The sequence below is a fragment of the Sphingomonas sp. QA11 genome, from assembly GCF_028473665.1.
Classification (GTDB): Bacteria; Pseudomonadota; Alphaproteobacteria; order Sphingomonadales; family Sphingomonadaceae; genus Sphingomonas; species Sphingomonas phytovorans.
The window spans coordinates 1,679,650-1,702,930 of the sequence record NZ_CP098774.1 but is presented as its reverse complement, the minus strand read 5'-3'; the positions used below and the strand labels follow the sequence as shown (position 1 = coordinate 1,702,930).

Below are 23,281 nucleotides of genomic sequence, written 5' to 3'. Positions count from 1 at the left end.
CGCATGAATCGTCAGTGACCGCCTACCCCCACCTCTTCTCGCCGGTGACGATCGGCACACGCCGCCTGCGCAACCGCATCGTGCATGCCTCGATGTCGACTCACTTCGCGGAGGGCGGGCGCGTTACACCCCGCCTGATCGACTATTACGCCAATCGCGCCAAGGGCGGCGCGACCATGCTGGTGAGCGAGCCGATGGCGATGCTCGGCTGGCAACGATTACCGACCCGGCCCGCGATCCTGTCCGGCATCAATGCGGGCGAGCTGACACGCTGGGCGGATGCGGTCGGCGAACATGGCGGGCTGATGCTCGGCCAGGTCCAGGACAATGGGCGCGGTTTCCGTTCGGGCTTTCGCAATCCCAACGCGTTTGGCGCATCCGCCCTGCCCGACGATCTCAGTGGCACCATCCCGCATGCGCTGTCGGAAGATGCTATAGCCCGGATGATCGGCGAGTTCGTCCAGTCAGCCCGGGCGCTGCAGAGCGCGGGCTTCGCCGGAGTCGAGATTTCCGCCGGGCACGGCCACCTGTTCCACCAGTTCCTCGCCGCGCGATCCAATATACGCGAAGATCGCTACGGCGGCGACCTGGCGGGCCGCGCGACGCTGCTGCTCGAACTGATCGTCGCGCTGCGATCGGGTTGTGGCGACAACTTCATCATCGGCACGAAACTCCCCGCCGAGGACGGCATGACCGACGGTATCGATCTCGCCACCGCCGCGCAGATCACTGCCCTGGTCCACGCGACCGGCGCGGTCGATTACCTCACTTATTGCTGGGGCGCGCATGGCGACACGCTGTACGAACACCTGCCGGACCTGCATGGACCGCGCACGCCCTATGTCGATCGGATCGCCGCCCTGGCCAGGGCGGCACCCGGCACGCCGCTCGGCGCCCTCGGGCTGATCACCGATCCCAACGAGGGCGAACGCATCGTGCGCGATGGCCTGGCCGATCTCGTCATGCTCGGTCGCCCGCTGGTCACCGATCCGGCCTGGGGCATTAAGGCTGAAACGGGCCGCGAGGCGCAGATCCGCTACTGCGTATCGTGCAACACCTGCTGGCACATGATCAATGTCGGGCGCGGCCTGCAATGCGACAACAATCCCCGGGTCGGCGCGCCGGACGAAGCTGACTGGAAGCCCGGCCCCACCCCGTTCCCCAAGCGTGTCGTGATCGTCGGGGCTGGCATCGCCGGCATGGAAGCCGCCTGGACCGCAGCCGCGCGTGGGCACCATGTCTCCGTGTTCGCCGCTTCCGACGAAGCCGGTGGCAAGACGCGGTTGCACGCCCTGCTCCCCGGTGGAGAGAATCTCAGCAGCATCTATGATTACCAGCGTCTGGCGGCCGAGCGGGCGGGCGCGACCTTCTACTGGAACAGGCGTGCGACCCCTGAGGATATCATCGCCCTCGCCCCCGATCATGTCGTGCTGGCGACCGGGGCGACACCGGGCTGGCCCGACTATCTGCCCGACGAGTATCGCGGCGAAGGCTTCTTCCCCGACCTGCGCGATGCCATGGCCGATCTCGCCCGGCGCCCGGGGCGACAGGCGGGCACGGCGGTGATCCACGACGCGGACGGCAGCGCGTTCGTCTATGCCGCCGCCGAACTGCTGCACGATCGCTTCGACCGCGTCGTTCTGCTCACCGACCGCGAACGCCTCGCGAGCGACGAGGCGCTGGTGACCCGTCAGGGCGTGTATGCCCGCCTGGGGCGCAAGAAGATCGCCTTCGTCACATCGGTCCGACCGCTCGCCGCCTCGCGCTTCGAGGAGGGCGAGGTCGCCTATGTCGACGTGCATAGCGGCGCCGAAACGATACTCACTGACGTCGCCCTGTTCACCTATGCCACGGCCCGTGTTCCCGATGTCACGCTTGAGGTGCCGCTCCGTGCGGCGGGCATCGATGTGTGCCTGATCGGTGACGCCTATGCGCCGCGCACCGTTCTCGCCGCCACGTCCGAAGGCCATCTCGCCGCCATGGATTTCTAAGGAGCTTGCCCATGTATCCCGATCTCGACGGCAAGGTGGCGATCGTCACCGGCGCCGGCCGCCTTGGTGGCCTTGGCGCGGCCATCGCACGCAAGCTGGCGGAAAGCGGCGCGCGCATCGTGCTGCACGATCTCGGCCAGACCAAGGGCGCGATGGCGCCCGCACACGGCGTCGCTGAACTGTCCGAACTTGAGCAGGTCGCCGGGGACCTGCGCACGATCCAACCGAACATCGTCACGCATAGCGCCGACATGCGCGCCGAGGCTGAGGTTGAGGGACTGGTGGCGCGCGCGGTCGCCGAATTCGGCACGCTGGATATCCTCGTCAATAATGCCGGCGTCGGCTATCTGTTCGGGCCGTTCATCGAGCAGACGCAGGAACAATGGGATACCGTGCTAGACGTCAATCTGCGCGGCGCCTTCTTCGCGATGAAGCACGCCATCCGCCAGATGCTCAAGCAGGATGAAGTGGCCGATTGGGGCCGCGGGCGAATCGTTTCGATCGGCAGTCGGGGGTCGAAATCGGGCTCGGCGCTGACCTCATCCTATATCGCGTCGAAGCACGGCCTGGTCGGTCTTACCCGCTCGGTCGCGATCGAAATGGGCGCCGCGCAGATCAACGTGAACATGGTCTGCCCCAACCACGTCACTACCGGTCTCGGATCGTGGCAGAACGAGTATATGGCGAAGATGCGCGGCCAGACGATCGAGGAATATATGGACGCGATGCGCGGCCGTATTCCGCTCGGCCGTGTCGGCACGCCGGAAGACACAGCCAACGCCTGCGCTTTTCTCTGCTCAGGCCAGGCGCGCTATATCACCGGCGAGGCGATGAACGTTTCGGGCGGCGAGGAAATGCATTGATCTCCAGCCTTCGTCACTTCGCCTGGAGTCATTTCTCGCCAGCCGAAGCGGCGCCCGCCCGTTCCCCGGAGCGGGAGCCATCTTGTCGGGAACGAGTCTAGGCCAGCGCATCCAGCGCGGCCTGGGCGATCGCCTCGTCCTGAAGCGATGTCCCGCCAGACACGCCGATCGCACCGATGACCGCATTTTCATACCGCAGCGGAAATCCACCGGGCATTGGCAGATATTCGGTCAGGCGCAGCAATTCCGGCTCATCCTTCAGGCGCGCGGTCAGGGCGCCGCTTGGCGCGCGCATCAGGGCCGCAGTCCGCGCCTTGGCCATCGCGACCGTCGGCGTCATGAGTCCGGCCCCGTCACCACGATGCAGCCGAAAGGCATAGCCCCCCTCGTCGACGATCGCGATCGAGGCGGCCAGCCCCAGCTCGCCCGCTTTCGCGCGGGCCGCGGCCAGCATCCGGTCGAGTTCGTCGGCACTCAGGCCATATTTGGCGATCATGGTTTCTTTTCCTCTTGGTGGACAGGTGGTTAAGTGACAAGCGAGGCAGGCCAGCGGAGCATGATGGAAAGAGGGGACGGCCGGCCTTGAGCAAGCGCAACGAAGACCAGGTCGATCGCCTTCAGGCGATGCCGCTTTATCATCAGATATTCCTCCAGCTTCGCGAGGAGATCATCAACGGCAGCCGCGCGTTCGGATCGCGCATGCCGACCGAAGAGGAATTGTCGGAGAGCTTCGGGGTGTCGCGCATCACCGCGCGCCGCGCGCTGGCGGAACTCGCCGACACCCATCTGGTGGAGCGCAAGCGTCGTGTCGGCACGCACGTCACTTACCAGTCGCCCGCGAAACCGATCGAAGGCAGCCTTGAACAGGCGCTCGAATCGCTGATCACCTATGGCCGCAAGACGCAGGTCCGTATCCTCGAGCTCGAACTGATCGCCGCCCGCCCGCCGATCAGCGACGCGCTGAAGGTCGCGCCCGACACACAGGTGCTGCGCGTCGCCCGCGTGCGCTGGCTTGACAATCAGCCGATCAGCCATCTGGTCAGCTATGTCCCCGCCGAGCTCAGCGGGGCGATGGATCGTACCGCGCTGAAGACGACGCCGATGCTGAGCCTGCTCGAACAGGCGGGGGTGCAGATCGGCGCCGCGACCCAGACCATCTCGGCCTCGCTGGCGGACGGGACGCTCGCCAATCTGCTTGAGGTGGACATTGGCTCGCCGATCCTGCGAGTCAGCCGCACCGTATTCGACACGACCGACCGTCCGGTGCAGCACGTTCTCGCGCAATTCCGACCCGATCTCTACCAGATCAAGCTCGACCTGCATTCCGCGCGCGCCTGATGGCGGTTCGGAATGGCGGAAATGTGCGGATTTCGCGAACATCGCGGTATGTCTGCCATGGATCGATCATTTGATATAGAAATAAGTGTAATTGGTGATAATCTGTCGTCCCACGGCAAGGCGACGAGATGAACGACTGGACCTCCAATGGCGACCCGCTGCTGACACGTTTCCGGTTCGCAACGGTCGGCACCGGGGATCTCGACGGCTGTGAACGGGACTATGCATCCATCGGCTACTATGTGCGGGAGAGCGGGGCGGTCGGTGAGGATCTCGCCGCAAGCTGGGGCACGCCGGGCATGGCCGGGCAGCGGTACGTTATCCTCAGCACGGCTGGCGCGAGTGACGATTATATCCGTCTGGTCGAAACTGATCCCGTCCCGGAATACCGTGCGCTCACCACCTTCGGCTGGGCTGCGTTCGAGATCATCGTCGATGACGTCCATCAGGTGCATGAACTGATCAAGGCCACTGCCTTCACCGTGATCGGCGAGCCGAAACCGTTGCAGTTCATGCCATCGATCGTCGCGATGCAGGCGGTCGGTCCGTCGGGCGAGTGCCTGTATTTCACCACGGAAAGCGGCGATCGTTCCACCTCGATCCTGCCACGGCCGCGCTCGCTGATCGACCGGCCGTTCATCCTGGTCATCGCCGGGCCTGACTTCGACGCGCTGCGCAACTGGTATTGCGACCTGTTCGATCTCAAGCGCCGCCCCTTGCGCGACAGCAGGATCTCTCTCATCCAGACGGCACAGGGCCTGGCCCCCGATACGGTGACCCGCATGACCACGGCGGGCCTGCGCGACCATGGCTATCTTTTCGAATTCGACGAATATCCCCCGGGTCCGGGCCTGATCGCCGGCCCGCGCCCCTGCGCGCCGGGCATGCTCCCGCCGGGCTGTGCCATGGCAAGCATCGCTACGGTGGCAATGGACCGGGTCGCACCGCTCGCCATCACGCCGCCGGTGCGGCGCGATGGGCTTGGCTATGACGGCCGCCTGGCATGCACCGTGCGCGGGCCGGCCGGCGAATTGATCGAATTCATCGAGGAGGCAGCATAATGAATGTCCGCGACGTCCAGCACCCGATCCTGCCGCGTGCCAATGCCGAGGAACTGAGCCGCCAGCGCGCGGTCGTCTCGCTGCGCAAGCTGCTCAACGCCCGCGTCCGCTCCGAGAATGTCCGCCGCTTCCATGACGAGGGCGCACCGGCCTTCGCCGCGCGGCACGATCGCCAGCCTCAATCTCCCGAAGAGATTTCCCAGGCGCTCTTCGAATCGACGGGATACCGCATGTGGAGTGCGGCCAACCGCGCCGCGCAGGAAATGATCTGGGTCTCTGTCGGCGAACCGATCTTTCGAGATCGTGAGCGGATGCAGGCTGCCGCCCACGCGCTTGCCACCTCAGAGACGCGCAAGGGCAGCCTGACGCTCGATCCAGCCCATGCCCCCTCGCCCGAACTGGCCGGCACCGACGTGCATCTTCAGCCCGGCGGCTATGCGCTCGACGACGGTCCGGGCGATGTCGTCGCCGGCGCCCTTTACGAAACGGGCGGCAACGTCTTCTCCTTCGGCCAGGGGGCGGGCAAGAGCGACAGCAAGGCCGGCGTCGTCTTCCGCCTGCTCGACGAGGCATTCGCTGGCTTCGAACCGACGCGCATCCTGGATCTCGGCTGCTCGGCCGGCGCGGCATCCGCAGCCTATGCCGATCGCTTCCCCGATGCGGAGGTGCACGCGATCGATATCGGCGCCGGCATGCTGCGATATGCCCATGCCCGGGCCGAAGCGCTCGACGTCGCGGTGCATTTCAGCCAGATGGACGCCGCCGCCCTGACCTTCGCCGACAACAGCTTCGACCTCGTCGTATCGCACAACATGTTGCACGAGATCGGCGCCGACAAACGGCGCCGGGCAATGGCCGAGGCATTGCGCGTAGTGCGGCCAGGCGGTGTGGTTATTTTCCAGGATGTCGATACTCGCTTCGCGCCCAGTGACGTGCACCGCGTCGAGAAGAACTGGGATACCCGCTTCAACGGCGAGATATTCTGGCAGACCTATACCGAAGCCGATCTTGAGGCCGACATGCTCGCCGCCGGCTTCGCAGCGAGGGACGTCGAAGAACATAATGTTCCGGCGGTGAGCAACCTCAATCGCTGGTACGTGATCAGTGGCCGCAAGCCTTCCGAAGGACTTTCAGCATGACCAGTGCGACTGACGCGATCCACTCGGTGATCGCCGCTGGCCGGGGCACGCGCCCGGCCAGCCTCGACAATGTCGAAACCGAACAGGTGCTGACCATCGCGCTCGCGCTTCTGGTCGAGCTCTCGGTCGCCAACGATCGGATCGACCTGCTGGAACGCGAGGTCGCTGGCCTGCGGGGCATAACGCCCGACGCCCTGCGCAATGCGCCCCTCCCCAGCGTTGCCATCGCTGAAAGGCAGGAGGCGCTGGAAGCGCTGCAATTGCGCGTCCTGCGCGTGATGGTCGACCCTCGGGCCGCCGCCAGCGGCTGAGGCGCCGCGCATTCAGCGGATCAGATCGGAACCGCCGTGGTGTACTTCACACGCGCCAGCGCGAAATGAGAAGAACCGGTGCTGACCGAGGGATGACGCAGCACCGTCCGCATCAGGAAGTGATTATAGTCCTCGACGTCAGCGACAAGAACAAGCAGCAGATAATCCCAGTCGCCTGACATGGAGTAACATTCGACGATCTCGTCGCGCGACGCCACGAATGCCTCGAAGGCTTCGACAGCTTCGGCCGCATGGCTTTTCATCCGGATATGGCAAAGCACATGGACGCCGCGCCCGACAAGGCCAGCGTCGACGAGCCTGACATGGCTGCCAAGCACGCCATCAGCCTCGAGAGCGCGAATGCGCCGCCAGCAAGAAGCGGTCGATGCCCCGACCCGCTCAGCAAGCTCGGCGTGGCTGAGTGAAGCGTCGCGCTGCAGTTCGCAAAGCAGCTTGCGATCGATCGCATCGAGAGCCCGCCGCGTACTCATGCGCCGACCCTGCGAGCGCCGGGCTGCAGACAACATGCCTCGACCGCTATGCGCCGTGGAGAATCGTCGGGCACGGCCAATGGTCGAATCAATTGCATCCCCTTTCGTGCATGGGCTCCTACCGCATCGCTCCGTGATCGAAACAATCCGTAATCTGCAAAAATATGGTCCATATCGATCATCGCTAGCGCAACATACGCGCTATTTGGAATCTGTTTTCAGCGCAATCCGCTAGATTCTAATCATGACAACTGACGACAAGACACCGCCGCCACACGCGGCTCCCGACTGGACGATCCCGCAGGACTGGGCGTCTTACACTCCTGACGAGCACGCGATGTGGGATCGGCTTTTCGCGCGGCAGGCGGAGATGCTGCCCGGACGTGTGATACCGGCCTTCATGGAAGGACTCGACGTCCTGCGCATGACCAAGCCCGGTATCCCGGATTTCGATGAGCTCAACGAGCGGCTGATGAAGGCAACCGGCTGGCAGGTGGTCGCAGTGCCAGGCCTCGTTCCCGATGAGATGTTCTTCCAGCATCTCAGCGAGCGCCGCTTCGTGGCGGGACGATTCATCCGCACTCCCGAACAGCTCGACTATCTGCAAGAGCCGGACATCTTCCACGATGTTTTCGGCCACGTGCCGCTTCTCGTCCATCCGGTCTTCGCCGATTACATGCAGGCTTACGGCGCGGGCGGCTTGCGCGCGGCCAAGCTCGGCATGATCGACGCGCTCTCGCGGCTCTACTGGTACACCGTCGAGTTCGGCCTAATCCGCGACGGTGCCGATCTGAAGCTGTATGGCGCAGGCATCGTTTCGTCCTATGGCGAGAGCATCTTCGCGCTCGACGACGCGTCCCCCAATCGCATCGGGTTCGATCTCGAGCGAGTGATGCGCTCACGCTATCGGATCGACGACTATCAGCAGAATTACTTCGTGATCGACAGCTTCGAGGACCTGCTCGCACGGACTCGCGACGCTGATTTCCGGCCGATCTACGAAAGGCTCCGCGACCAGCCGGCAATCGATGTAGGGGAACTTGCCCCGGGCGACCGGATGTTCCATCGCGGCACTCAGGCCTATGCTCTAGCCAGGACGGCATCATGAGCGCCGGCACGGAAGCCTTTGCCCGGCTCGCGCCGCTGCCGGCCGACGCGCTGCTTGCGCTGATCGCTCTGTGTCGGGCCGACCTGCGCACCGAAAAGATCGACGTCGGGGTGGGCGTCTACCGCGACGAAGCCGGGGCAACGACGGTCCTGCGCGCGGTAAAAGCCGCCGAAGATCGGCTCGTCGCGGAGCAATCGAGTAAGGCCTATCTCGGCGCTGAAGGTGATCAGCGCTTTATCGAATTGCTCGCGCCGATCGTTTTCGGTGACGGGACGAACCAGCCGCCTCGCTTCGGACTCCAGACGCCGGGCGGTACCGGTGCGTTACGGCTCGGTGCCGAACTCCTCGCGCGGACGGCGCCCGCTGCACGTGTCTGGATCGGGACCCCGACTTGGCCCAACCATGCGCCGATCTTCGCGGAGGCCGGGCTCACACCCGCTTTCCATCCTTATTATGACGCGACGAGCGGCGGCATCGCCTTCAGTGCGATGCTTGAAGCACTTCACGCGGCGACGCAGGGCGATGCGGTGCTGCTCCACGGCTGCAGCCACAATCCCACCGGCACCGAGTTGACCGTCGACCAGTGGCGCGCAGTCGCGGCCGTCTGCGCCGAGCGCGGCCTGCTCCCGTTCGTCGATCTGGCGTATCAGGGCCTCGGCAATGGGCTTGAAGAAGATGCGGCGGGGATGCGGTTCCTGCTGGACAGCGTGCCGGATTCGCTCATCGCTTATAGTTGCGACAAGAATTTCGCCCTCTACCGCGAACGGGTCGGCGCGCTCTGGATCCAGACGCGGAATCCCGCGCGCCTCGCGATCGCGCGCGACAATCTGCTCGCGCTCGCGCGCAGCCTTTGGTCAATGCCTCCCGATCATGGCGCGGCGACCGTGCGGATCGTTCTCGATGATCCGGATCTTGCGGACATATGGCGCGCCGAACTCGCGACGATGCGCCAGCGTCTCAATTCTGTGCGTACCGCGCTAGCCGTGGCGCATCCCGGACTCGCTGGTATCGCGGCGCAGCGCGGGCTCTTTTCCCTGCTTCCCATCACATCTCAAGCAGTGAAGACGCTTCGCGAGGCGCATGGCATCTACATGGCCGACAACGCTCGGATCAACGTCGCCGGCCTCAATGCCGCCAATCTGGCCCGCTTCACGGACGCCCTCACGCCCTTTCTTGATGGCGATCAGTTCAGGAACACCGGCGATGCCTGATGAATGGAGGCGTATGGAAAAGGCCCCACGTCAAACCAAGTGGCTGCATCAGGAGCCTGCGACATGAAACTCGCCAGCCTTCGCCACGGCCGTGATGGTCGTCTCGTCGTGGTGTCCGACGATCTCGCTCGCTACGTCGATGCTGGTCTGGTCGCGCCGACGCTGCAGGCGGCGCTCGATGACTGGAATCGCGTCGCCCCCCTTCTCCAAGCGCTGTCCGCCGATCTCGAAAACGGCGTCGAACCGGGCATGCCGTTCGATGAAACGGCAGCCGCGGCCCCATTACCCCGCGCCTATCAATGGGCGGACGGCTCGGCCTATGTGAATCATGTCGCGCTGGTGCGACAGGCACGTGGTGCCGAATTACCGGAAAGCTTCTGGCACGATCCGCTCGTCTATCAGGGCGGCTCGGACCATTTTCTCGGGCCATGTGACTCGATCCATCTCTTCGACGAAGACTGGGGCTGCGACATGGAAGCCGAGGTCGTCGTCGTCACCGGGGATGTACCGCAGGGCGTAAATCGCGAGGACGCGCTGGGATTCGTTCGGCTGGTCGGGCTCGTCAACGATGTGAGCCTGCGAAATCTCATTCCCGCTGAACTGGCCAAGGGTTTCGGTTTCTATCAGTCGAAGCCCGCGAGCGCACTCTCGCCCGTCTTCGCGACGCCCGAGGCGCTGGGAGAGCGATGGCGCGACGGCAAGCTGCACGGGGTTCTCAAGGTCGATCTCAACGGCGCCCCCTTCGGCCGTGCCGAACCACATGTCGACATGACCTTCGATTTCGGGACGCTGATCGCGCATCTCGCCAAAACACGCGCGCTCGGAACCGGCACGATCATCGGTTCGGGAACCGTCTCAAATCGCGATGCCGATGGCGGCCCCGGTCGCCCGGTCGCCGACGGTGGCAAGGGCTATAGCTGCATCGCCGAGATCCGCATGGTCGAGACCATCCGGCAGGGAAAGCCTCGAACCACCTTTCTTCGTTACGGTGATCGCGTACGGATCTCGATGGACGACGAACTGGGACGGCCGATTTTCGGCGTCATCGACCAGGAGATATGTCGATGACGATCGCGCGTCTCTCGGATGATGAGCGTAGAACTGCGCTCGCCGCGTTACCGCGATGGACCTATGTGCCTGAGCGCGACGCGATTGCCCGAACGCTGACCTTCGATTCATTCATCGATGCCTTTGCGGCAATGACTCGAATTGCGCTGCTGGCCGAGAAGGCCGATCACCATCCCGAATGGTCGAACGTCTATGGTCGTATCGACATCCTGCTGACGACACACGACGCCGGGGGCCTTTCGCAGCGAGACATCGCGCTCGCTCGACAGATTGACGATGGACAGCTTCCCGAACTGCGCCCCGGAAATACCGGAAGTTCGGCAGGCGGACAATCATCGTCCGATTGACCGCCTGCCATGCCTCCTTACCAGGCGTAGCGCACCGACCCCATCACGGTGCGCGCTGCGCCGAAATAGCAGCTATTGCTGAACGGGCAGGCGCTGACATGGCGCTTGTCGAGCAGGTTCGCGGCATTCACCGCCAGACTGACACCCCGGAGCGACGGCGAGGCGCGGCCGAGATCATAGCCGATCAGGGCGTCGACCAGCACGAAGCTGCGAGTGGTGAAGCGCTCGAACGCGGTGACACCATTGATCACCGCATAATTGGTCGTGCCGTCCGATCCGTCGACATAACGCGCGCCAGCGCCAAGCGTGAGGCCGGCCAGCGGCCCGGCGATCTTCCCCGATTTCCCGAAATCATAGGACAGGAAGGTCGATCCCAGCCATTTGGGCGTACCGAGCTGGCGCGTGCCAGTGGTGGTCGGCGTGCCGGTGTTGGTCGCTGTCGGCGCGATGGCGGGCGTTCCCTGGGTGATGATCGCGTCGGTATAGGTCAGCGCCGCGACCACGTCGAAGCCCGGCACGACTTCACCCCGCCCCTCCACCTCGACGCCGCGCACGCGCACCTCGCCGATCTGGATCTGGGCGTTGGTCGGAATGCCGCCCGTGCCTGCGCGCGGATCACCGACGGGCACATTCTGGCGTTTCAGGTCATAAGCCGAAAGGGTGAAGATCGCATGGGTACCCGCCGGCTGATATTTGATCCCGGCTTCATATTGCCGGCCGGTCACCGGGTCGAACGGCACCCCCAGATAGGTCGTGCCCGCCTGGGGTTCGAACGATTCGGAATAGCTGAAATAGGGTGAGACGCCGAATGGCAGTTCGTAGAGTGCCCCGAGACGCATCGTGAACGCAGTCTGCGACAGGGCCGTGACCGCGTTGTTGCGCTTGTTGAGCGTCGTCTGGTCGTACCAGTCGTACCGCCCGCTTGCGATAAGCTGCAACCGACCGATCGCGATCTGGTCCTGGATATACACGCCGACCTGGTCTCGCTTGCCATAAGTGTTGACATAAGCGGACGAAAGCTGGGTCAGGTCGAAGCTGGGCAACACGCCGCCATAGACGGGTGCGAAGAGGTTGAGGTTCGGGATGCTGGTCAGGGGATTGGCCGAAACGCCGGTGTTGAACTGCTGGACATTCTCGCCGGCGATATGCTGGTAATCGATGCCGACCAGCACATTGTGCTTGATCGACCCGGTCGCGAATTTCGCGTTCAGGCTGTTATCGAGCGTCAGCGTGTCGAAATCCTCATCCGCGCCGCCGCCGCCGCGGATGATCGTACCAAAATCGGTGTTGCGCGCGGTTCCGGTGCCCGTCGTCGCGAACCCGGCGATGTAGAGCTGGCGATAGCTCAGCCGGTTGTTCTGGAAGCGCGCGTTCGAACGGAAGGAAAGATGCTCGTTGAAGTCGTGCCGGAACAATGCCGCGATCGATTTGGCGCGATGATCGTAGCGCTCATATCCGGGATCGCCGGTGTTGATGTCACGCGGCAGTTCGCCCTTGGGATTGGGCAGGACCGATCCATAGGCTGCCACGCCTGAATATCCCCCGCCGCTGGGCGAGCGTTGATAAGTGGCGATGATCGTCAGGCTGGTTGCCGGGTCGGGGGCGAAGGTCAGCATCGGGCTAACATGCCAGCGTTCGGCGAAAGTGCCCGACGTCAGCCCGTCGCCCTTCTGCCAGCCGCCGACGATCCGCGCGAGGATACGGCCATCGGCGTCGAGCGGCTGGTTCACGTCGCCCGTCGCGCGCCACGTGTTATAGTTCCCGGCCTGCAGCTCGAACCGGCCAGACGCCGTCGCTTCGGGCGTCTTGCTGGTCAGGTTGACGAGGCCGCCCGGGGTCGAGTTCCCGTACAGGACGGAGGCGGGCCCCTTGACCACGTCGATATGGTCAATTCGATTGAAATCGATCTGCGGCGTCGAATAAGGGCCGGCGATCAGGCGCATCCCGTCCAGATAGACGCCCGGCGCGAAGCCGCGCAGGATAAGCTGGTCGTACCGCGTCACCATGCCGCCGCGCTGGTTGGGAGACACGCCCGCCACATAGCTCAGCGCCTGGTTGATCGACAGCGCGTTGCGCCGGACCAGCTCTTCGCTATCGATAACGGTGATGCTTTGGGGGGTTGCCATCAACGGCGTGTCGGTCTTAGTCCCCGCCCCCGCCTGCTTCTCCCGCACGCCGGTCACGACAATGGTCTCGGCGGAAGCCTCATCCTTCGTCTCATCCTCGCTGGCCTGGGCTTGCAGCGGCGTCAGCAGGGCCGTCGCCAGGAGCAGCGAACGGAGAAGCCGGCGCGCGCGGCGGGCATGGTGCGACTTTGCGATCAAGGGATGACACTCTCTCTTATTGCTAACGATTCGCAATTGCCGTTAGGGCCGCTTTGGGGCTAAGGCAAGAGTCGAAAGCGGAAAGGGGGCAAACGGTCTTGAGAAATGCGGGAGCAACCGGCGATCGGGCACGATCCCGATCTCTTTCGGGCGCATGGGCGATTGGAGCACGGTGCGTGACGGCGCTGGCCGGCGGCTATGCGGCGGCGGCCGGACTTGCGACGCTATCGGCCCGGCTGCTGCCGATCGCGCGCGCGGAGGCGACGGGCTGGGCGATGATCCTGTCCTTCCTGTTCTATGCGGCGATCGCCCTCTGGTGCTTCCATGAACGGCGACTGTTGCGCGTGGCGGGCTTCGTCTGGGGCGCGGCCGCGCTGTCGATCGGCGCGGCCATGCTGCTGGGCGTCAGGCCGTGAAGCAGACCGTGGTGAAGGAGAGCGGCCTGCGCCGCTCGATGGCGTGGATACATACCTGGCTTGGGCTGCTGGCCGGTTGGATATTGTTCGCCATGTTCCTGACTGGAACGGCAAGCTATTTCCGACCGGAGATCACCCGCTGGATGCAGCCGGAGATCGCGTTGCAGCCGGTGTCGCCCGAACGTGCGGCGCAGACCGCCATCGCGCACATGCAGGCAGCGTTTCCGCACGACGAGCAATGGACCATCTACCTGCCCGACGACCGGACGACCGCGACACGAATCTTCACCCGCGCCCGCGCCAATCCCGATCCCAATGCGCCCCGGCCGCCCCGCACGCCGGAGATCCGCCTGGATCCGGCCACGGGCGCGACGCTAAGCGCCCGCGAGACACGGGGCGGCGAGCATTTCTATCGCTTCCACTTCCAGCTCCAGATTCCCCATCCCTGGGGACGCTGGCTTGCCGGGCTGTGCGCGATGTTCATGCTCACGGCGATCGGCTCGGGTGTGATCACTCACAAGCGCATCTTCGCCGATTTCTTCACGCTGCGCTGGCGCAAGGGCCAGCGGAGCTGGCTTGATGCCCATAATGTCTCGGCGGTGCTTGCCCTGCCCTTCCATGCGATGATCACCTATACGGGGCTGATCACGCTCGTGCTGATGTACATGCCCTGGCCGATCGCGGCGAATTATGCGCCGCTCGACGCCTTCGCGGCGGATGCCTATGGTAGAGAGGTCGAGACGAAGGCATCGGGGCGCCCTGCCCCACTGATCGATATCGCACCGCTGCTCCGGGAAGCGACCGCTGAATGGAGGGGGGGCCGGGCAGGCCGGATCGTGGTGCGCAACCCCAATGATTCGGCTGCGACAATCGCCATCGTCCGCAGCGGCGCCGATACGCTCAATGCGCGCGGGCAGTCGATCACCTATTCGGGCGCGGACGGGCACCGCCTCTCCGCATCCCCTGCCCCGGGCCCGGCGATCGAGACCGCTGGCGTGATGCTCGGGCTTCACATGGGCTGGTTCGCCGGCCCTGTGTTGCGCTGGAGCTATTTCCTGCTCGGGCTGATCGGCGCCGCGATGGTCGCGACGGGGCTGATGCTGTGGACCGCCAAGCGCGCCAAGCCGGGCGCGGTGCCCTTTGTCGGCTATCGTCTGGTCCAGCGGCTCAATATTGGCGCCATCGCTTGCCTGCCTGCGGGCATGGCCGCGTTCCTGCTCGCCAACCGGCTGATTCCGGCGTCTCTGCCTGGCCGGGAGGATATGGAGGTGTCGGCGATGTTCTGGGTCTGGTTCGGGCTGGCGGCGGCATCGTTGCTGCGCCCGGTGCGGCGGGCATGGATCGAGACGCTGGCGGTTGCCTCGTCCATATGCGTTGCGGTGCCGGTGGCCAACGCGCTGACCACTGATCGCGGGCTGGTGCAGTCGATCATGGCCGGCGACTGGCTGTTCGTCGCGGTTGACCTGGTCATGCTTTCGATGGCCGCATTGCTCGGCTTCGCCGCCCGGCTGGCCGCGCGCAAACCAGTCCAGGCCCAGCGCAAGCGTCGCGCACCCGGACAGAATGCTGCGGTGCCGCGGGAGATGGCCGATGCCGCTTGAGATTGCCTGTCTTGGCTATGCCGGGCTTGCCAGCCTGGCGCGCGGGAGTCAGCGGCACCGCCATATCGCCTCGCGCGGTCCGCTCACCTCTCCCCGATTGGCGAAGATCACCGGCTGGGCCCTGCTCGCGGCCTCCTGCATCGCCGCGTTCATCCGCTTTGGCCAGTTCCAGGGCGGCGTTGCCTGGCTCGGACTGCTCAGCCTGAGCGGTCTCGTGCTGGTCCTGGCCATGTCCCGCTGGCCGGACCGGGCGCTCCAGGCATGGCTGCCGGCAATGCTGCTCGCGGTGCCGCTGGCCCTGTCGGCGTGGCTTTGACCTGTCAGGGCACAGCGGCGGACGCATCCCACCCGCCACCGACCGCCTGTTGCAGAGCAATGGCATTGAGCTGCTGGTTGACGATACCCGCAATCAGCGCGCGGCGGGCCGTAAGCGCAGTCGCCTGTGCCGTAACGACCGTGGTATAGTCGGCGATCCCGCCGAGATACTGATTGAGGGTCAATTGCTCGACTCGGTCGGCCGCGACCGATGCTGCCTTCAGGTCACCGATCTCGCGGTCGAGCACGACGGTCCCCGACAACCCGTCCTCGACCTGTTGGAATGCCGTCAATACGGTCTGGCGATAGCTGGCCACTGCCTGCTCATAGGCAGCACGCGCCTGCGCAACCTTCGCGCTTCTGCCCCCGAAATCGAGCAGGGTCATCGCCCCGGTCAATCCAAGCGACCAGACGCTTGCGCCGAGCGATGCGAGGCCGCCGATGCTCGAGGCGTTGCGATCGAGCCCGGCGGTCAGGCTCAGGTTCGGGAAGAAGGCGGCACGCTGCACGCCTATGCCGGCATTGGCCGCGATGACGGCGCGTTCGGCAGCGGCCACATCGGGGCGCCGCTCGAGCAAGGCCGAGGGGATCACCGGCGGGACGACCGGCACCGTCGGAACCCAGTCCGTCTTCGCCAGCGATAGCGACGAGGGGAGTTCCCCCGCGAGGACCGCGATCGCATGTTCGTAAATCGCGCGCTGACGCACCAGGTCGGTTGCCTGGGCGGCGGCGTTGCGCAGGGTGGTTTCCGCCTGCAGCACGTCGATCCGGGCAGCCACGCCGACATTGTAGCGATTCTGGGTGATCTGGAGCGTCCGGCGATAGGCCGTCAGCGTCGCGTCATACGCGTCGATCTGCGCGTCGACACCGCGAAGCTGGATATAATCGTTCGCCAGTTCACCCTGCGCGGCAAGGATGACATTGCCGAGGGCAGCCGCCTGTTGCGCCGCCGTGGCCTTGCTCTGCGCCAGCCCGGCACGCAGGCCGCCGAACAGATCGGGCTGCCATGTCGCGCCAAGACTGGCCGTCTCGCGCGTGCCGGTCGCGGTTCCCGTACTCGTGCTTACCGTCGATCCGTCCACGGTACCGGTGCTCGAAACGCCGAGCGATCCGGTCAGCGAGGGGAACAGCGCCGACCGGCTTTCGCGGACGACCGCCCGTGCCTGGTCATACGCAGCGATCGCCCCCGCCACGGTCTGGTTCCGGGTGGCGACCTGCCGTTCGAGATCATCGAGCACCGGGTCCTTCATCCCGGCCCACCAGTCACCCCGGGGCTTGTCGTCCGCGGGGGACGCCGGCTGCCAGCCGGGCGCTTCCTTGAACGAGGCCGGGATCGCCATCGACGGCCGCTGATAGGGTGGGACGAGGTTGCACGCGGTCAAGGCAGTGGAGGCAAGAATGGCGAGCAAAGGCTGGCTTCTGGTCATGCTGTTACTGGCCCGATGGACGACGATGATGCGCGCGGCCGGCGACGGAATCGGTCCAGCGCGAGGTAGACGACCGGCGTCGTCAGCAAGGTTACGAACTGGCTGGCGATCAGCCCGCCGATGATCGCGATGCCGAGCGGCCGGCGCAGTTCGGAGCCGTCACCGAAGCCGATCGCCAGCGGCAACGCGCCGAATCCCGCCGCCAGCGTCGTCATCAGGATCGGACGGAAGCGCAGCAGCGCCGCTTCCCGGATCGCGGCAACCGGCGACATGCCCTGCACGCGTTCGCGCTCGAGCGCGAAGTCGATCATCATGATCGCGTTCTTCTTGACGATGCCGATCAGCAGGATGATCCCGATGATCGCGATCAGGTCGAGTTCGGCGCCCGTCACCAGCAGCGCGATCGCGGCGCCGACTCCCGCCGCGGGCAGGGTCGACAGCACCGTCAGCGGGTGGATCGCGCTTTCGTACAATATTCCGAGCACGAGATAGATCGTCAGCAGCGCGGCCCCGATCAGCAGCGGGATCGAGCTGGTCGATTGCTGGAACACCTGCGCCGATCCGGCAAAGGCCCCACGCACTTCGGCGGGAAGGGCAAGACTGTCCTGGACCTTGGCGATCTCGGTGCTTGCCTCGCCGAGCGATACGCCGTTGGCGAGGTTGAAGCTGATCGTGGTCGACGGCCCGGCATCCTGGTGGTTGACCTGCGCTGCGGCGCTGCGCGTATCCCAGCGCGCGATCGTCGACAGCGGCGTCATGGTCGACGTCGCGGTCGACAGGCCGGTCGATGTCGTGGTGAGGCTGGCGGGCAGATAGACTCCGTCCAGGGAACCGGGCGATCCGGCGAAGCCGGGCGCGACGCCCAGCACGACATGATATTGGTTGACCCCGCTGTAGATGGTCGCGACCTGACGCTGGCCAAAGGCGTCGTAAAGGATGGAATCGATCTGCGTGTTGGTCAGGCCCAGCCGGGCGGCGGCGTCCTGATCGATCGTCAGATACGCTGCAAGCGCGCTGTCGTTGCGGTCACTGTCGACGTCGGTCAGCATCTTGTCGCGTTTCAGGGCACGGGTCAGGCTGTCGGCGGCCTTGGCCAGCACGGCGGGATCATCCGCCTTCAACGTATATTGATAGGTTGCGTTGCCGCCGCGCCCGCCGATCTGCATGTCCTGCACCGGCGACAGGAACAGGCTGACCCCGGTCACGCGCGACAATTGCGGACGCAGCCGGTTGATCACCTCGCGCGACGACGCGCGCTGGCCGCGCGGTTTCTCGATGACGAACAGGAATCCGCCACCAGCGCGCGATCCGCCGGTAAAGGCGACGACATTCTGGACTGCAGGGTCCTTGCGGATGATGTTGACCAGCCTGGTCAGCTTGTCGCCGGTGTCAGTGAACGAGATGGACTGGTCGGCCCTGATTCCGCCCATCAGCGCTCCCGTATCCTGTTCGGGAAAGAACCCCTTGGGCACGACGCGCAACAGATAGACGTTGAGCACCACCGCACCGAGCAGCAGGAACAATGTCGCCCCGCGATTGGCCAGCGCCCAGTCGAGGCTGCGTGTGTAACGGGCATGCGCCCAGCCAACCGCTGCTTCGGCATGCGCCGAGATGCGCGCGCCGCGCCCCGATGCTGACGAAGCCGTCGTCCGGTCGCGCAGGATCAGCGCGCTGATCATCGGCGTCGTCGTCAGCGACAGCACAAGCGAGATCAGCACCGCGATCGTCATCGTCATGGCGAATTCGTGGAACAGCCGGCCGATGATCCCGCTCATGAACAGCAGGGGAATGAACACCGCGACAAGGCTGATGCTGATCGACACGACGGTGAAGCCTACCTCGCGTGCGCCAAGCAGGGCGGCCTCACCCCGCGACATACCCGCCTCGATATGCCGATTGATGTTCTCCAGCACGACGATCGCATCGTCGACGACGAATCCGGTCGCCACGGTCAGCGCCATCAGCGACAGGTTGTCGAGCGAATAGCCCAGCAAGTACATCACCCCCAGCGTGCCGAGCAGCGACACGACGACGGCGACCGCCGGTACCAGGGTCGCCCGAAGGCTGCGCAGGAAGAAACCGACCACCGCGACCACCAGCAGCGTCGCGATGACCAGGGTCGTCTCGACCTCCCGCAGCGAGGCGCGGATCGTGGTCGTGCGATCGGAGACGATGTCGAGCCGGATATCCGCGGGAATCTGCGCCCGCAACAGAGGCAGCGCCGCCTTGATTCCATCGACCGTGGCGATGATGTTGGCGCCCGGCTGGCGGCTGAGGATCACCGTTACCGCGCGCTTGCCGTTGAACAGGCCGAGGGTGCGGATATCCTCGGGGCCGCTATAGACCGTTGCGACGTCGCTCAGGCGGACATTGACCCCGCCGCGTGACGCCACGACGATCGAGGCATAGTCGGCCGCCGACTGGCTCGGCGCGGCGCTGTAGATCTGGTAGGCGGTTGTCCCGTTCTCGACAACGCCCTTGGGCCGGTTCGCGTTGGTCGCCGCGATGGCCGCGCGCACGTCGTCCAGGCTGGCGCCAAGCCGGGCGAGCTCGAGCGGGTTGACGTCGATCCTGACCGCGGGGAGCGCGGCCCCGCCCAGCTCGACATTGCCGACGCCGGCGATCTGCGCCAGCGCCTGCTGCACCACGGTCGAGACCGCATCGTACACCGCATCCGGGGAACGCGTGTTGGACGTGAGGGCGAGGATCATGATCGGCGCATCCGCCGGGTTCGCCATGCGATAGGTCGGATTGGTCTTCAGCGACGTCGGCAGGTCGGCGCGTGCCGCGTTGATCGCCGCCTGCACGTCGCGCGCGGCGCCGTTGATATCGCGCGAGAGATCGAATTGCAGCGTGATGCGCGACTGGCCGATCCCCGAATTCGAGGTCAGCTCAGTCACGCCGGCAATGGTCGCGAGGCGGCGTTCGAGCGGCGAGGCGACGCTTGAGGCCATGGTTTCAGGGCTTGCGCCGGGCAGCGACGCCTGCACCTGAATCGTCGGCAGGTCGACTTGCGGCAGCGGCGCGACCGGCAGGGCGAAGAACGCCGCGATCCCCGCCAAAGCAATGCCGATGGTCAGCAGCAAAGTGCCGATCGGTCGGCGGATGAAGGGCGCTGAAAGGTTCACGTCGTCGCGGCCTGGCGCCGTTGCCGCCGCTCGCGCCAGCGTGCCCCAAGCCCCTCGAACGCAAGATAGATGACCGGCGTGGTGAACAGGGTCAGCGCCTGGCTGACGATCAGGCCGCCCGCGACCGCCAGACCAAGCGGCTGGCGCAGTTCTGATCCCATGCCGCCGCCGAAGATGAGCGGCAGCGCAGCGAACAAGGCCGCGAAGGTCGTCATCATGATTGGGCGGAACCGCAACCGCGCTGCGGAACGGATCGCTTCCTCTGGCGACTTGCCTTCCTGTCGCTGCGCCGCGATCGCGAAGTCGATCATCATGATCGCGTTCTTCTTCACGATGCCGATCAGCAGCACGATGCCGATGATCCCGATCACGCCAAGGTCGTTGCCGGTCAGCAGCAGCGCGAGCAAGGCACCCAGCCCGGCCGAAGGCAGGGTCGACAGGATCGTCACCGGGTGGATGAAGCTTTCATAGAGCACCCCCAGCACGATATAGACGCACACCACGGCGGCGAGGATCAGCCAGCCCTCATTGGCGAGGCTGCTGCGGAACGCGTCCGACGCGCCGAGAAATTGGGTGGTGATCGTCGCCGGCACGCCGATCCGCTTCTCCGTCTTCTGGATCGCATCGACCGCGGCGCCCAGCGAGACGCCCGGCGCTGTATTGAACCCGATCGTCGAGGCGGGGAACTGCGCCACGCGCGACACGGCGAGCGGTGCGGTGCCTGCCGTGATCCGCGCGATCGTCGACAGCGGCACCGCGATGTTGTTGGTGCCCGGGACATAGATCCGCCCAAGCGAGTCGGGTGAGGTCAGCAGGTCGGCCTGGCTTTCCAGGATGACCCGATACTGGGTCGACTGGGTGAAGATGGTCGACACGATGCGCTGGCCGAACGCATTGTAAAGCGCCGAATCCACCGCCGCCGCCGTCACGCCGAGCCGTGCCGCGCTGTCGCGGTCGACGATGATCGATACTGAATTACCGTCATTCTGCACGTCGCTGACCGCGTCGCGCACCTGCGGCACGTCGCGTAGCGCCTGAGTCACGGCCAGGCTCCATTTGTCGACGCTTGCCTGGTCGGCCCCCTGCAAGGCGAAGCGATAGGCGGTCGGGCCGCTCTCGGCATCGATCGTCAGGTCCTGCACTGGCTGCACATAAAGCTGGACCGCGGGAATCGCGTCGGCGACCCGCTTGTTGAGGCGCACGATCACGGCCGCGCTCGATTCGCGCGTATTCTTGGGCCTGAGGTTGATCAGCATCCGGCCGCGATTGAGCGTCGTGTTGATCCCGTCGATGCCGATGGTCGAGCTGAGGCTATCGACCGCGACGTCCTTGCGGACGATATCCGCGACTTGCTGCTGAAGCACCGCCATTCGCTGGAACGAGACGCTCTGGTCGGCGACAACCGTCGCCTGCAACTGGCCGGTATCCTGTTGCGGGAACAGTCCCTTGGGCACGATGACGAACAGCAGCACGGTCAACGCCATCGTGATCGCGAAGATGACGAGCACCAGCGCGCGCGCCGCCAGCACGCGCTCCAGCGCTGCGCCATAGCGTTCGCCGAGGCGGTCGCTGAACGCCCGAGTCCGCTGGACGAAGCGCGGCGCGCGCGTATCATGCTCCGGCTTGAGCCAGCGCCCGGCGAGCATCGGCACGAGCGTCAGCGACACCACCGCCGAGATCAGGATCGTCACCGCCAGCGTGACGGCGAATTCGCGGAACAGCCGCCCGACGACATCCCCCATGAACAGCAGCGGGATCAGCACCGCGACCAGGCTGACCGTCAGCGAGATGATCGTGAACCCAATCTCCCGGGCACCGTCGAACGCTGCCGTCAACGGCTTGGCCCCCTCCTCGACGTGGCGGGCGATATTCTCGATCACGACGATCGCGTCGTCGACGACGAACCCGCTGGCGATGGTCAGCGCCATCAACGTCAGGTTGTTCAGGCTGTAGCCAAGGAAATACATCGCCGCGAAGCTGCCGATCAGCGACAACGGCACCGAAATGCTGGCGATCAGCGTGGCCTGGGGCGAGCCCAGGAACAGGAAGATCGCGATCACCACCAGCACCACCGCCAGCGCGAGCTCGAACTCGACGTCGGAAACTGAGGACCGGATGCCAATCGTGCGATCGGCGAGCTGCGTGACATGGAGGTCGGCGGGCAGTGATGCTTCTAGCCCGGGCAACGCCGCCTTGATCGCATCGACCGTGCCGATCACATTCGCGCCGGGCTGACGCTGGACATCGACGATGATCGCGGGTTTGTTGTTCATCCACGCGCCGAGCCGACGGTTCTCGGACCCGTCGATCACCGTGGCGACGTCGCCAAGCCGCACGATCGTTCCGTTCGCCGCCTTGATCGAGAGCGCGCGATATTCCTCAGCTGAATTCAGCTGGTCGTTGGCATCGATCGACCAGCTCCGTGTCGGGCCGTCGAAGCTGCCCTTGGCGCCATTGGCATTCGCCGCGGCGATCGCGGTGCGCACGCTGTCGAGGCTGATGCCGAGTGCCGTCAGCCGGTCGACATTGGCCTGGATGCGGACCGCCGGACGCTGCCCGCCGGATAGCGAGACCAGGCCGACCCCCGAAACCTGGGCCAGCTTGTTGGCGAGCCGCTGGTCGACGAGATTCTCGACATCGGCCAGCGAACGGGTGTTGGAGGTGATGCCGAGAGTCAGGATCGGCGCATCGGCGGGATTGACCTTGGCATAGGTCGGCGGTGCCGGCAGGTCCGTCGGCAACAGGGTGCTTGCCGCGTTGATCGCTGCCTGCACCTCCTGTTCGGCAACGTCGAGAGTGAGCGACAGATCGAACTGCAGCGTGATCACGCTTGCACCGCCCGACGACACCGAGGTCATCCGTTTCAATCCCGCCATCTGACCGAACTGGCGTTCGAGCGGCGCGGTGACCGTCACGGCCATGACATCGGGGCTGGCGCCGGGATAGAGCGTGCGAACCTGGATCGTCGGATAATCGACCTCCGGCAGGGCCGAAAGCGGCAGCATGCGGAGCGCGATCAGACCCGCAAGCAGGATCGCGATCATGAACAAGGTCGTCGCTACCGGGCGTTCGATGAACAGCCGCGAGGGGCTCGCCGCCGGCGTGCCGGATTGCGGGGGAGCGGCGTCGCTGGGGATATCGG

19 protein-coding genes are annotated in these 23,281 nt (G+C 65.3%); 13 read left to right on the top strand and 6 right to left on the bottom strand.

What is annotated here, in order from left to right; all coding sequences use genetic code 11:
• Positions 1 to 14: 14 nt before the first annotated feature.
• Together NDN01_RS07760 and NDN01_RS07755 are read left to right on the top strand one after the other, a co-directional pair.
• On the top strand, positions 15 to 1,991 hold the full coding sequence (locus NDN01_RS07760; RefSeq protein ID WP_272626778.1) for an oxidoreductase: 1,977 nt from the start codon (positions 15 to 17) through the stop codon (positions 1,989 to 1,991).
• A gap of 11 nt (positions 1,992 to 2,002) precedes the next feature.
• The gene (locus tag NDN01_RS07755) at positions 2,003 to 2,854 is read left to right on the top strand and encodes an SDR family NAD(P)-dependent oxidoreductase (RefSeq protein ID WP_272626777.1); all 852 of its coding nucleotides are present in this window, start codon (positions 2,003 to 2,005) and stop codon (positions 2,852 to 2,854) included.
• A 97-nt stretch (positions 2,855 to 2,951) separates the two neighbouring features.
• Here NDN01_RS07755 and NDN01_RS07750 read toward each other — a convergent pair whose 3' ends face one another.
• The gene (locus tag NDN01_RS07750; RefSeq protein ID WP_272626776.1) at positions 2,952 to 3,350 is read right to left on the bottom strand and encodes a GlcG/HbpS family heme-binding protein; all 399 of its coding nucleotides are present in this window, start codon (positions 3,348 to 3,350) and stop codon (positions 2,952 to 2,954) included.
• An 86-nt stretch (positions 3,351 to 3,436) separates the two neighbouring features.
• Here NDN01_RS07750 and NDN01_RS07745 point away from each other — a divergent pair, with 86 nt between their 5' ends.
• From NDN01_RS07745 to NDN01_RS07730, 4 genes are all read left to right on the top strand, one after another.
• Complete coding sequence (locus tag NDN01_RS07745; RefSeq protein WP_272626775.1) at positions 3,437 to 4,192, top strand: GntR family transcriptional regulator; 756 nt, start codon at positions 3,437 to 3,439, stop codon at positions 4,190 to 4,192.
• 128 nt (positions 4,193 to 4,320) lie between these two features.
• Entirely contained in the window at positions 4,321 to 5,253 is a 933-nt protein-coding gene (locus tag NDN01_RS07740) for a VOC family protein (RefSeq protein ID WP_272626774.1), read from the top strand.
• The gene (locus NDN01_RS07735) at positions 5,253 to 6,392 is read left to right on the top strand and encodes a class I SAM-dependent methyltransferase (protein WP_272626773.1); all 1,140 of its coding nucleotides are present in this window, start codon (positions 5,253 to 5,255) and stop codon (positions 6,390 to 6,392) included. The genes NDN01_RS07740 and NDN01_RS07735 overlap by 1 nt, the downstream gene beginning before the upstream one ends.
• Positions 6,389 to 6,703 (top strand): hypothetical protein, encoded by a 315-nt coding sequence (locus NDN01_RS07730; RefSeq protein WP_272626772.1) that lies wholly within the window; start codon positions 6,389 to 6,391, stop codon positions 6,701 to 6,703. Before NDN01_RS07735 ends, NDN01_RS07730 begins: the two co-directional genes overlap by 4 nt.
• A gap of 20 nt (positions 6,704 to 6,723) precedes the next feature.
• Here NDN01_RS07730 and NDN01_RS07725 read toward each other — a convergent pair whose 3' ends face one another.
• Positions 6,724 to 7,194 (bottom strand): Lrp/AsnC family transcriptional regulator, encoded by a 471-nt coding sequence (locus NDN01_RS07725; protein WP_272626771.1) that lies wholly within the window; start codon positions 7,192 to 7,194, stop codon positions 6,724 to 6,726.
• Positions 7,195 to 7,438: 244 nt separating this feature from the next.
• On the opposite strand from NDN01_RS07725, the gene phhA reads away from it, so the two are divergent.
• From phhA to NDN01_RS07705, 4 genes are all read left to right on the top strand, one after another.
• Complete coding sequence (gene phhA, locus NDN01_RS07720) at positions 7,439 to 8,302, top strand: phenylalanine 4-monooxygenase (RefSeq protein WP_272626770.1); 864 nt, start codon at positions 7,439 to 7,441, stop codon at positions 8,300 to 8,302.
• Positions 8,299 to 9,513 carry an aromatic amino acid transaminase gene (locus NDN01_RS07715; protein ID WP_272626769.1) on the top strand — a complete coding sequence of 405 codons (1,215 nt, stop codon included), beginning with the start codon at positions 8,299 to 8,301 and terminating at the stop codon, positions 9,511 to 9,513. The genes phhA and NDN01_RS07715 overlap by 4 nt, the downstream gene beginning before the upstream one ends.
• A gap of 63 nt (positions 9,514 to 9,576) precedes the next feature.
• Positions 9,577 to 10,581, top strand: coding sequence for a fumarylacetoacetate hydrolase family protein (locus NDN01_RS07710; RefSeq protein WP_272626768.1), 1,005 nt, complete (start codon positions 9,577 to 9,579; stop codon positions 10,579 to 10,581).
• Positions 10,578 to 10,928 (top strand): 4a-hydroxytetrahydrobiopterin dehydratase, encoded by a 351-nt coding sequence (locus tag NDN01_RS07705; protein ID WP_272626767.1) that lies wholly within the window; start codon positions 10,578 to 10,580, stop codon positions 10,926 to 10,928. Before NDN01_RS07710 ends, NDN01_RS07705 begins: the two co-directional genes overlap by 4 nt.
• Positions 10,929 to 10,945: 17 nt before the next feature.
• Here NDN01_RS07705 and NDN01_RS07700 read toward each other — a convergent pair whose 3' ends face one another.
• Complete coding sequence (locus tag NDN01_RS07700) at positions 10,946 to 13,252, bottom strand: TonB-dependent siderophore receptor (RefSeq protein ID WP_272626766.1); 2,307 nt, start codon at positions 13,250 to 13,252, stop codon at positions 10,946 to 10,948.
• Positions 13,253 to 13,428: 176 nt separating this feature from the next.
• Between NDN01_RS07700 and NDN01_RS07695 the strand changes: the two genes are divergently transcribed.
• Genes NDN01_RS07695 through NDN01_RS07685 form a run of 3 tightly spaced genes read left to right on the top strand, consistent with a single transcriptional unit; the run spans position 13,429 to position 15,585 of the window.
• Positions 13,429 to 13,668, top strand: coding sequence for an iron transporter (locus tag NDN01_RS07695; RefSeq protein ID WP_272626765.1), 240 nt, complete (start codon positions 13,429 to 13,431; stop codon positions 13,666 to 13,668).
• On the top strand, positions 13,665 to 15,269 hold the full coding sequence (locus NDN01_RS07690) for a PepSY-associated TM helix domain-containing protein (RefSeq protein WP_272626764.1): 1,605 nt from the start codon (positions 13,665 to 13,667) through the stop codon (positions 15,267 to 15,269). Before NDN01_RS07695 ends, NDN01_RS07690 begins: the two co-directional genes overlap by 4 nt.
• Complete coding sequence (locus NDN01_RS07685; protein WP_272626763.1) at positions 15,259 to 15,585, top strand: DUF3325 family protein; 327 nt, start codon at positions 15,259 to 15,261, stop codon at positions 15,583 to 15,585. The genes NDN01_RS07690 and NDN01_RS07685 overlap by 11 nt, the downstream gene beginning before the upstream one ends.
• Before the next feature lie 4 nt (positions 15,586 to 15,589).
• On the opposite strand, the gene NDN01_RS07680 is transcribed toward NDN01_RS07685, so the two are convergent.
• Genes NDN01_RS07680 through NDN01_RS07670 form a run of 3 tightly spaced genes read right to left on the bottom strand, consistent with a single transcriptional unit; the run spans position 15,590 to position 23,183 of the window.
• Entirely contained in the window at positions 15,590 to 17,011 is a 1,422-nt protein-coding gene (locus NDN01_RS07680; RefSeq protein ID WP_272626762.1) for an efflux transporter outer membrane subunit, read from the bottom strand.
• The gene (locus tag NDN01_RS07675) at positions 17,008 to 20,139 is read right to left on the bottom strand and encodes an efflux RND transporter permease subunit (RefSeq protein WP_272626761.1); all 3,132 of its coding nucleotides are present in this window, start codon (positions 20,137 to 20,139) and stop codon (positions 17,008 to 17,010) included. Before NDN01_RS07675 ends, NDN01_RS07680 begins: the two co-directional genes overlap by 4 nt.
• Complete coding sequence (locus NDN01_RS07670) at positions 20,136 to 23,183, bottom strand: efflux RND transporter permease subunit (RefSeq protein WP_443025237.1); 3,048 nt, start codon at positions 23,181 to 23,183, stop codon at positions 20,136 to 20,138. Before NDN01_RS07670 ends, NDN01_RS07675 begins: the two co-directional genes overlap by 4 nt.
• Positions 23,184 to 23,281 lie beyond the last annotated feature (98 nt).